The following is an 11,892-nucleotide window of genomic DNA, read 5'->3' as shown; positions in this document are numbered from 1 at the left end:
ACTAACCTAAAAAAAGGGTATGATAAAAGATTACAATAATGTAATTAAAACTGTATATTTTTGTATTAAGAAGCTTGGTAAGGGGTGCTCTGGATTGTTTTTGATCGAGTACAAGAGGTGTAAAAAACGCTTCTTGTTGTAAAATAATCTTACTCAAAATAATCTGTGAAGTAGTAATTGCGTAGTTAGAAGTTTTTAATTCTTCTAATTCTGCATTAAAATACATATCACAGATATTACATAGTTCACTTAGGTTAGAACTTTTATCAAAATCAAAAATTAAAGAAGATGTTTCTAATTTTTGATTTTCAAGATTGTTATCATTGTGATCTAATGTGTGAAAAATAGTAAGAGCGTGCATCATAAGAATGACCACTGCAAGAAAAAAACTTATTATTCTTTTGAAATTTTTCACATTACAAATATAGAATTATATTTAATTACTCTAGATAATTTTTATGTAAAAATAATAAATTTTGTGGAGGTGTATAAAAACAAAAAACCGAAACAATTAAGTTTCGGTTTTAGGTGTTATTGGTAATTTAACTTTTATTCAATCATAACTTTCTTAGATATTCTACCTTGCTCGGTTTCTACATTTAAAATATATACAGTGGCAGAAAGTTTGTTTGTTTTTAATCTGTTTTCTGTAATATTGTCTATATTTTTCCATTCACGAACTTTTTGACCTAGAAGATTAAATAATACTACTTTTTTAATTTTAAGTAATTTGTTATTCTTAATCACTACTTCTTTTGAAGTATTGTCCATAAAGATCGATAATTCTTTACTTAAAGGATTTACATCTTCTGTACTTAATACATTTTGTTTACCGAAAGTTATAAAGAAACGATCTGTATAAGTTCCAGATCCAATGTTTAACTCTTGGGTTTTTGAACTTAGTTCGTAATACGTGTTTGTTAATTTATCTAATAAATAAATGTTTCTGTTTATATTTTTAACTTCATCTATCTGAATTTCAAACGGGCTGTTAGAGCCTAAAACAATGGTTAGTGGCACTTCTAAAGAATTTTTAATTTCTGAAACACCTGCAATAATTAGTTTTTTGTCTGAATAATTTGGGAAATGCCAATAAAAATCGGTGTCGTTTAAATCGAAAATTTCACTGTCGTAACCATTATCGTATTTAAAAGAGTTTGTTCTTCTAAACGATATTCCAATTTGTCTGTGTATTTTTATATTATTTCCAGCATTGTGATTAAAACCAAGTTTTAATATTGGTAATAAATCGGTATTTTCTTGTGATGCTTTTTTAGCAGATTTTTTTGAAGAATTTTTAAAGAAATAGGTACCACCACTTTCATAATCATCGTCTTTATAATTTCTTTGAGCATTTTCGAATCTTACTGTTCCTCCTTCTGAAGAAGCAGATACGAAAAATCCTTGCCCCACAGCAATGTATCTATTTGGAGCATGATAAGTTCCGTCTCCTAAACTCGGTAAATTTCCTTTTGTAAAGTCCATATCATCTATTACTAAATTATAAGGCCTATTGGTCGTTATTGTAAACGATGTTATGTCTTCCCAATTTAAAGTAATTTCTTGCTCAGATACGCCTGTTAAGATTTGTGTTACACTAGAATTATTTCCATGTGGAGTTAAAGTAACTGTTGGATCTGATGCTGGGTTAGAAGGAGCATTGTTATACAAAGTAATATTTTTTAGATCTACTTTAGCATCAAAGTTTATAGTCACTTGATATTCATTTGTACCACCGCTTACTTTTGTAATAATGTTACCAGATGTTCCTCCTATGTTCGATGGATTAGGGTTTAATTCTATACTTTCAGAAGAAAGTGTTACTGTTGCAGTAATGCCTTCTACCGTTTGTGTAACGTTACTTCCACTACTGGTAGCAGTCTCCCAATCGAAAACAAAAGGTTCTACAGAGCCAACCCCATTTGCGGCAATTCCCATAGAAATATTTCTTTGAGAGTAACCTCCTTGATACCCCGTTAATTTATGCCCTTCTGTAGTTGCAGGGTTTGATTCGTCTTCTCCTGTATGTTCCCAGAAATATAACGTACCATTTATCTGGTTTATATTGGTATTAATAAAAGCGGTAGCATCTAAAGCGCTAGGGTATGGGTTCCCTAATATACTTAGTGTATTAGGGGTAAGGTTAAAAGTAATAGAACCATCGTTTGGAGTTCCAACAAAAGTAAAATTTTGTGGGTTTTGTCCAGTACTTTTCATTGTGTATCCTTGCCCTCTTTTTATGGAACCTGTTTCGAGTCTTCTTACATAGTCTGCTTGAGTTGTACCATTTAAATAGGTGTAAATCCAAAATGTTGAAATTTTTATTGGTTCACCACCAATACTAGGAACTCCGTCTAAAGCACGATTAGGCTCTCCTGCTTGATCTACATCAATCCAATTAATGTCTGTAATTGTAGAAGAGGCAGAAGTTGGGGTGCTTCCATCTTTCATAACTTGTCCAACTCTATAGGTATCTAAACCATTTTCTCTTACCGGAGAAGACCAATAATGATATCTATAAACACTTGGTACAACTGCTTGTTGATCTCTAAACAGTTTTCCTGAACCTTGTACGTTTGATAAACCTGCATGGGTTTGAATTAACTGTCCATCTCCAATTAATCTAATTTCACCATCTAAAATAAAGTCTTCGTCGAATTCTAAATATCTATCATCTGCAACCATTAATTTAGAGTTTGGTTTAATCCATACACATTCTACCTCTGCATTCTCGGTTAAAACAGCGTGTGTAAGAGATGTTTCTGAATTGATAACCATTACTTTATCTAAGTCTGCAGCGTTTGTACTTGGTCCGCCTGTTATAGCTACACTATTTCCTCCAGACCATGCATTGGCATTACCGTTCCAGAAAATTCCATTAATTTCTGAATAAGTAAAATATTTTACACCGTTAAAATTATAGTTAGCAGCATATACTACTTCTGAATTTATAGTTGTGCTGGTTAGTGGGATGTAATTTACATTTGTTGTAAATGAGGCATTGTCTGCAACTTTTAACACTTTTACAGTATTTGGGGTTGTAAGGGCAGCATCTATAATTGCTCTGTTGACTGCAATTTGTGTTGAAGGAACACTACCATTTTCTACAATTTTCCAGGTTCTACCAATTGTTTTTTCTGGAGCACAAATAAGTTCTGTTTCTGTTGTTGTGTTGATAACACCATTGTTATTACCCCAAACTAAGAAATCTTTATTGGAAGAAAAAGCACTTGTATTTAAAGCATTTGTAGCTTCTATTTCATTTAAACCAATAGTAATTATTGCATCTGAATTTACAGATTTAGATTGTTTTTGGTTTAAAGCCATGGCATCGTCTCTACCAATACCTGCAACATCATTATGGTAGGTAGCATTTGCTGTATAGTCCCAAATTTTTGGAGCTCCTCCTGTTAAAACATAGTCTCCATCTGTAACAGAAGTGCTGTTTGCATTACTTAAGGTAAAACCGTATTTAATTGCTAAATAGGTTTCTACTTGTTGTTTTCTTGCATCTGAATGCGCATCGCTGTATAAAATAACCTCTGCAACACTACCGTTAATAACTCTATCTACATTCAATCTGTCTCTACCTACGTAATAATTTCTGGTTTCATTTGAAATATTTGAGGTAAAAATTCTTGATTGAATTTGAAAATTATCGGGTCTTCCTTGTGTGAGAAAATCACTAGCTAAACCATTAATGTACTCGTTACCGTTTATAACAGCGGGAGGTGTAAATGTGGCATTGTATATTTGTGTGTCGTTAGTATGACCATGACCTATTCCATCTCCATCGTCGTTAGTAAAAGGAGTTACCCAAGAGTTTGTAGAAGTATCGTTATAGACAATATACATTGTTCTAGGGTTAAGGTTACCTGTATATCTTAAAACATCTCCATTTGCTGGGGTAAAAGTAATTGTTGGATTAAAATTTAATAAGTTTGCTGTTGCATTTGGTTCTCGACCTGCTGGTGCTGTAAAATCTAAACTTGCAGTTTGGTCTTCCCAAAGAGAAACATTAGAACCTCCTGTTACATTTAAATCTGCACGTAACCACAATGTATTTCCTGTATAGTCTGGAGATACTGGGTCTATATCACTGTCTCTATAATCTACATCGTCTGTGTTTACATCTGAATCTTCATCAGGTAAATCTGTTGATGGGGTATTAATTTCATCATTTACATCATAACCATCATTAATATCTGCGCCTTCGAAATTATCGTCTAAACCATCTCCATCAGCATCATTTCCGCTAATTGTATTGTCTGGATAACCATTTTCTTCAATATCTGGGATTCCATCGTTGTCTGAATCTAAGTCTAGGTAATCTGGGTTTACTGGCCCTGTATCGTTATCTGTATTTCTTGGCATTGCAGAGATGTCTGTTCCAACAGTGCTACTTGTACCACAAGGACTGCCTAGTGTACAATCTGTATCGTAAGCATCATTTAAACCATCGTTATCTGCATCGTTATCTATATCTGTTGAAGGCGCAACGTAACCTAATGTAGGTTGAGCTTCGACATTGTCTGGGATACCATCATTGTCTGCATCGATATCTAAATGGTTTGGTACGCCGTCACCATCGAAGTCATATACATCTGGAATGCCATCGCTATTTGAATCTGTATAGTTTGTTAAACTGCCGTCTCCACTATCTCCATCATCAGAATTATCTCTGTAGTTAGGAATTCCATCTCCATCTTCATCTCCATCAGGATTATTTCCCCACTTTCTGCAATATCTAAGATTCCATCGTTATCGTCATCGATATCTATATTGTTTGCTATACCATCATTATCTGTATCTACACCTACAACCGTATCTCTATAATCTAAATCTCCGCCAATGTTTACGTCTCCATCGCTATCTATAAAGTTGTCATTTACTGTATTGTCGAAACTACCATTTACATCGTTGTAAGCGTCTCCATTGTCTAAAGTATTTAATAGACCATTTGAACCAACAGGTCCTGTAGCCCTTCCTCCGGAGTTTGGTGTAATTGTTGTTAAACCAGATTCTAAAATATCGAAAACTCCATCTCCGTCTGAATCTAAATCTAAATAATCTGGAACTGTATCTGCGCCAGTAATGGCTGTTGCATCTGTGTTTTGAGGTGTTATTCCGGTTCCGTAGGCTAAGTCGATACCAGTACTGCTAAAACTACCTGTTGGTGCTATATAACCGTTAGTAGGTTGTGCTTCGAAGTTGTCTGGAATACCATCATTATCTGAGTCTAAGTCGATATAATCGAAAACTCCATCGTTGTCGCTATCTAAAGGTGTACAGAAATTTAAGTCTCCTAAAGCGATATCTTGGTGGCCTGTAATTATTCCTGTTCCAGTATTCTTATAAATAATTTGCATTTTTATAATCCAAGCAGGAATAGGGTTAATGGTTAGGTTAGATGTGGCACCAGTACCTGCTGTTGTTCCTACAAAATTTCTTGTAGCGGCGTTAAATGTATGTGTTGTACCTAAAGTGTAGTCGGCTGGTTGTAGTAAATACCTTGTTCCATCTTGTTTTGTTAAAAAGATTTCTACGTTGTCTATTGTTTGTGCGTTGTCTATATTTAAATCGTAAATTGTAAAAGTTAAATTATAAACAGGATCGCTAAAATCGAAGTAATTTCTCGACAAACCAGTAGCAATACCTTTTTGATGAAAGTTAAGAGAACTGTTTGTTGTTATGTTATCGTTTACTCTGTAATTACTATCACTAGAAACGTTTGAAGTTCTTGATAATGTAATATTTACATTGTTTACAGTTTTGGTAGGTACTGAGATTGGATCGTCTCCGTCTGTAACCAATGTTCCGTTTGGTGAAGTAACTTGGTATAGGTTTTCCCAAACATAGGCAGTGCTTCCAGGAAGTGTACAAGAACCAATTTCTATTGTGTCTAATATACCGTCGTTATCGTCGTCTAAATCTACTTGATCGCTGATACCATCTCCATCTTTGTCGTTTGTAAAAGTATCGTCTCTATAATCGACATCTCCTCCTGTAAAAACGTCACCATCTTCATCTGGAAAATTGTTTGTTTGTGAATTATCGAAACTTCCGTTTACATCTGCATAATTATCTCCATTATCGTAGTTGTTGTCTAAACCATTTGTGCCATAAATTCCAGATAAAAGAAGACCTGCTTCTGCAGTATCTAAAATACCATCGTTATCTGAATCGTTTTCTAGATAGTCTTTTAAACCATCTCCATCTGTATCTTGTGGTGTTAAGCCTCCTGTATAGGCTGTATCTACGCCATTCGCGTCAAAAACTCCATTTGGTATTACATAACCTACTGTAGATTGTGCTTCTATATTATCTGGAATTCCATCGTTGTCGGAATCGAGATCAAATGAGTTTGGAATGCCATCTCCATCTGTATCTTTTAATTGTGGTGAACATGAGATATCCATGGTGTATTCTAGGGCTAAATCTGCTGTGACTTGCCCTCCATCCTCATCACAAAAATTACCCACACCTGGTAAAGTAGTTGCTCTAACTCTAATTCCTGGTACTCCAGAACCAATATCTACTACTGCCAAGGTTTGGTTTACTGCTGGCGCGACAGCATTTAGTGTTCCGCTACACTGAATTCCTGCTGTTAGTAAAGTTGATGTGTTTATAGAGTTGTTGAATCTTAAAGTAAAGCCTTCATTATCAGGAGCAGAATCTATATCTCCTCTTGCTCTAACATTGCTTACGGTTATAAAGTCTCCAATAACCACCCCTAAAGACGAAAGGTTTATTTGTCTTGTTGTTTCTGAGCCACCACCATTTACAGTTAATCTACTTACTGCTGTTGTTATGCTTCCAGAACAACTATTTGCATTTTCTACTGTATCTAAAATACCATCGTTATCGTCGTCTAAATCTACAGAGTCTGGGATTCCGTCGTTATCGTTGTCTCTAAAGGAAGAATCTGCATCTCTGTAATCTACATCTCCACCCGTATTTACATCGCTATCTGCATCAGGAAAATTATCGGCTTGGGTGTTATCGAAAGTACCATTTATATCTGAATAATTGTCTGCTACTTCGTAATTTTCATCTAAACCGTTATTTCCAAAAACTCCACTAAGAGAGTTGTTTGCTTCAATTCTGTCTAATACGCCATCATTATCTGAGTCCGTATCTAAATAATCTGGAATGGTATCGTTTGCGCTATCTGTATTAATTAAACCTGTTCCTCCAGCACCACCTAAACCAGTTGCTCCTAAAGTGTCGTTATTTTCATAAATACTGTACAATCCGTTTGCTCCAACAGGTCCTGAAGGTGCAACATAACCTAATGTAGATTGTGCTTCTATATTGTCTGGAATCCCATCATTGTCTGAATCTAAATCGATAATATTAGGGATGCCATCTCCATCGCTATCGCATATTTCTGTAAAGCCTTGATAAAGAACATTGTCGATTTGTAATTCTCCACCACCTGCGCCTGCAAATTCTAAATTTATTCTTATATACCTTGCACTTGTAGAAAGTTTGTATTGTTTATTTTGTTCTGTGTTTATAGCCACCCAATTATAAACCTTAGGGTTGGTAAAACTAGTGGCAGTTGTAGTTAAAGATTGCTGCACTTTCATCACATGATCTATATTGTTGGTAACACGTGATTCTATTTCTATAATTGTATTTTTGGCAACAACTCTACCCAAATCTACAACTAAAACATCTGTTACAGCATTTAAACCAGCTCTAGAATTATTAGAGCCAATTGCAAATGTTGGGTTTGTAACGCCTACACTGCTTTGTATTGCAGAGGCATTGCTTGTGCTAACATTTGATGTTGCACATTCTACTGTATCTATAATACCATCGTTATCGTCGTCTATATCTACAGAGTCTGGTATGCCGTCTAAATCGGTATCTTTTCCAGAAGATGTTGTTGCGTCTCTCCAGTTAACATCATCTGGAGAATCTGCTACATTTGTATTTGGAAAGTTGTTTAATTGAGTATTGTCAAAGCTTCCATTGGGGTCTGTATAACTATCTGCATTGTCGTAAGCGTTATCTAAACCATTAATACCTACTTCTCCTGTAAGGGTTATATTGGCTTCCATAGTGTCTGAAACTCCATCTCCATCTGAATCTAAATCTAAATAGTCTGGATTTCCACTGCCCTCAAAATTAATGAGACCTGCGCCTCCAACACCGCCTAAACCATTTGCACTCGCTGTATCATCTCCACTTTCGTAAGCACTATCTAAACCATTTGCGCCAACCACTCCATTTGGAGCGATGTAACCAGTTGTAGATTGGGCTTCTATAATATCTGGAATTCCATCACCGTCTGCATCTAAATCTAAATGGTTTGGAATTCCATCATTATCAAAATCGAAAATATTGGGTATGCCATCTCCATTAATATCATCATAATTTGTGTTGCTTCCATCACCTGTGCCATTGTCGTCTTTACTATCTAAATAGTTTGGTAATTTATCTCCATCTTCATCGCCTAATGGATCGTAAGTAATGCCGCCTACAGTTGTTTCTACAGTATCTATAATTCCGTCATTATCATCATCTATATCTATTGTATCTGGAATACCATCTTTGTCTGTATCTACTTCATCTACTGCATTAACTCCTACCGCAATATTTACCACTTCTAATAACTCAGTGTTTAGGTTTGCAGCAGTGTAGCCTCCATCACTTCTTGGGTATAGTGTAATACTAACCTCTCCATTTGCATCTGGTGTACCAATAAAAAAAGTTTTTGCAACACCCCATTTTTCTTTAGAAATAGATGTAATTGTTTGTCTTGGATTAGTGTCTATCTGATAATCGAACTTATCCATATAAGTGCCGGCATAATATTGATTGTTACCAGGACCTCCATCTTGATTGGATAAGTTTGTCATTGCATAAATAGTAACTTCGTAATATTTGTTTGCGATTAAACCTCCTATTTTTGTTGTTACAGATTCTTCTGGGAAATCTGGACCAATATCTCTAAGTGTAATCCAAGTAGAGTGCCCTAATGGAGGAAGAGGAAGAGGTGCGTTTGCCCAAGTTGCTTGCCCACCAGTAGAACCTAAACCACCTGTTATAGTTCTGTTCGAAATATCTGGAGTACCTCCAGTATCGAACCAACCTGTAGGTGTACAATCTCCACAAGTTGTTGCAGAAGACCCAGTACTTGGAATGGTTTGCGATTGAATGTTAAAGCTTAAAAGAGTTAAAATGGCAAAAAAACAAATAGCTCTTGTGCTTTTTTTAAATGAGTTTTGAATTTCCCCAAATTCAAATACTGATAAAAAAGTATTTTTCATAATGAATGACTATTAATTTTATTAGGTTTTGGGGGAGATTGCAAAGATAATAATAAATTATTTAATACTTACAAGAATATAAACTCTCCCCAAAAAAATTAGAAACATATTTTACAGATTGGTCACATATTAAAAATAGTACAGATTTACTTGAAATATTTTTTGGTATTATTATTTTGAATGGGCACTAGTGATGCTATTTAACATAAAAACCCAAAAATGTGCATTTTTGGGTTTAAAATAAAATATGAACAATGTAACTAAAATCCTGTTCCTGGTGCTTCAGGACTTTGTGCCTGTGCCTTTTGTGGATTTAAAATCATATAAGTTCCAAGTGCAGTTAATGCTACGTATTTTCCGTAATTACCTATTTTTTTCAGAGCATCTTTACGAGAAATTTCTTGAGTATTTTCTACTTTATTTTTGATATTTTTTTTCATCTTTTAAAAATTTTAATTCTCGTATTTATTCTAAAATTATTTTTTTGTTTAGTTTACCATTTTCAGTTTCTAAGTTTACTAAATAAACTCCAGTAGCCAATTTTGGTAAATTCACCTCATTTGAGTCGCTAGAATTAAAAGTTGTATTTACTAACTTTTTACCTAGTAAATTATATAGTGATAAAGTAGTTTTTCCTTCAGGTAAACCAGAAATTTTTAATGTAGAATTATTCGTTTTAAAAATTTTAATAGAATTTAATAATAAATCATTATCTGTACTTAATACTGCTGATGTTTTTGTGTGTAAAAAGAACCTTCCTGTACCATCAACTTTTTCAGATAACGTTAATTTGTATTTAGAGTTTACTTCATCTAAACGAGTTATGGTATTTGTAGTTTTATCTTCTAAGTAAACTTTTAAACCTGTTGGTAAATTTAAAGCCTCTGCAGTAAATGTAATTTCTTTACCAGCTTCTGCAGTTACACCTACTGGAATAATCATAGATTCAAAATCTTTATTTGGTAATGCTTGACGAACGAAATTAATTCCATTATTACCTTCTAATAACTGTGTAAATACTGCTAGATTATTTTTGCCATTATTAGAAACTCCAGTAAAACTACCGATATCAAATCTACGATCTAAACCTTTTGTTTTGTTTGCAAAATAATTTATTTCGGTGTTTGCATTTTTAGTACCATCAGATATTTTTAAGTTGATAGAGGTATTAACGCTTTTGTAAAAAGTAACACCAGTTTGATGACTTTGCATTGCTTCTGTAATGCTAATGTTATCAGTTAAACTTATCACGTCAGAATTTACAAAAAAGGCTTGTCCAGGATGTATGTAGCCTGTTGTTAATGGTGCAAATGAAGTACCATTATAAACATAAATAGATTCATTTGGACCACTTAGTTGAGAGGCGTTTGCTGTTAAAAATGCATCAATATCAATATAAGAAGGATAAGGATTTCCAATTAAATTCCACTTGTTTGCTCCAGAAAAACCTTGAGTGATCGTTAAAGGAGTATCATCAGTTTTTAAAGTTCCTGTAAAAGTATAAGTACCAGAAGCGCTTCTTAACATAGAATATCCTAAACCTGATGCAAATGGTGTATCTGCACCACCAGTTGTATAATATACCCAATTTCCATTAGCATCAACATCATTATCGTAAGTAGAAATACCTCTGTTAGTTGCTACTGAAACACCTGAGGCTATTGAGTTTGAAGCTATCCAAGCATCATTATATTCTTCACCAATAACTGGAGAAGAAATTAAATGCCAATTTGTGTCTGCAATGTTTAAATTGTAAGAAATGTTTCCTGTTGATGTACCATTTACAATTAATGAAGCACCAGAGTTAATATTAAAAGAAGTTCCATTATTAACTAAATTATTTAAAATAGTAAGTGACTTATCAGAATCAATAATTACACTACCACCAGCAGCAATTGTTAACGATTTAATTGTTACATTTTCAGAAACTTGTAAACTACCATTAGCTCCAACACTTACATCACTGTTTGTTAAATCACCTTCTAATACTAGTTGTCCGTTATTTATGTTAGTAGCTCCAGAGTATGTATTGTCTGCTTTGTATATAAGAGAAATATTTACATTTTCTTTCGTAACTCCTCCTGTACCACTTATCACTCCATTAAATATAGTAGATGAAGCTGTTGCTGTACTTCCATTAATATCTAACCATCCTTGATTATTTATCGTTCCACCAAAAGTTAATCCACCAGTTCCATCAATTAAAACTTTTAAAGGATCTGTTGCATCTGGGTCACCAATAATAGCATTATTTATTATATGAGTTGCAGAAGATTGATTTAATATTTGTGGGTCATCTCCACTAAAATCAAAAAAACTTATTTGATTCCCTGTAAAAGTATGAGGATCTGAGGCTCCTGCTTTATATAGGAACCTCCAAGTGCTGATATCTGAAGAGTTAACTTGCTCAGGCAAATGATTGTTGTCCCATTCTTGTTGTCCAAATACAATAGGTGAAGGGTTTGGGAAATTCCACCAATTTACTGAGTTTTGCCATGAATTATCTCCTGTGCCAGAATCGTCTCTCCAAGTTTGAAATGTTTGAGCTTGGAAAGCATAGCAAAAAAGTACACTAGCAATTGTTAAAATATAATTTTTTTTCATGCTTTAA

At 34.1% G+C, this 11,892-nt stretch carries 5 protein-coding genes; all 5 read right to left on the bottom strand.

Going from position 1 to position 11,892, the window contains the following annotated elements; translation table 11 throughout:
• Position 1 precedes the first annotated feature (1 nt).
• A complete protein-coding gene (locus JL193_RS03385; RefSeq protein ID WP_207972490.1) occupies positions 2-415 on the bottom strand; it encodes a hypothetical protein in 414 nt (137 codons plus the stop codon).
• Positions 416-549: 134 nt separating this feature from the next.
• Entirely contained in the window at positions 550-4,374 is a 3,825-nt protein-coding gene (locus tag JL193_RS03380; protein WP_207972489.1) for a DUF8202 domain-containing protein, read from the bottom strand.
• 266 nt (positions 4,375-4,640) lie between these two features.
• On the bottom strand, positions 4,641-9,281 hold the full coding sequence (locus tag JL193_RS03375; RefSeq protein ID WP_207972488.1) for a beta strand repeat-containing protein: 4,641 nt from the start codon (positions 9,279-9,281) through the stop codon (positions 4,641-4,643).
• 260 nt (positions 9,282-9,541) lie between these two features.
• Positions 9,542-9,721: a hypothetical protein gene (locus JL193_RS03370; RefSeq protein ID WP_207972487.1), complete on the bottom strand. Its 180-nt coding sequence runs from the start codon at positions 9,719-9,721 to the stop codon at positions 9,542-9,544.
• 25 nt (positions 9,722-9,746) lie between these two features.
• On the bottom strand, positions 9,747-11,885 hold the full coding sequence (locus tag JL193_RS03365) for a T9SS type A sorting domain-containing protein (RefSeq protein WP_207972486.1): 2,139 nt from the start codon (positions 11,883-11,885) through the stop codon (positions 9,747-9,749).
• Between the last annotated feature and the right edge of the window lie 7 nt (positions 11,886-11,892).

The organism is Polaribacter batillariae, from assembly GCF_017498485.1.
Lineage (GTDB): Bacteria > Bacteroidota > Bacteroidia > Flavobacteriales > Flavobacteriaceae > Polaribacter > Polaribacter batillariae.
The sequence above is the reverse complement of the archived record's forward strand: the minus strand, read 5'-3'. Positions and strand labels throughout refer to the sequence as shown.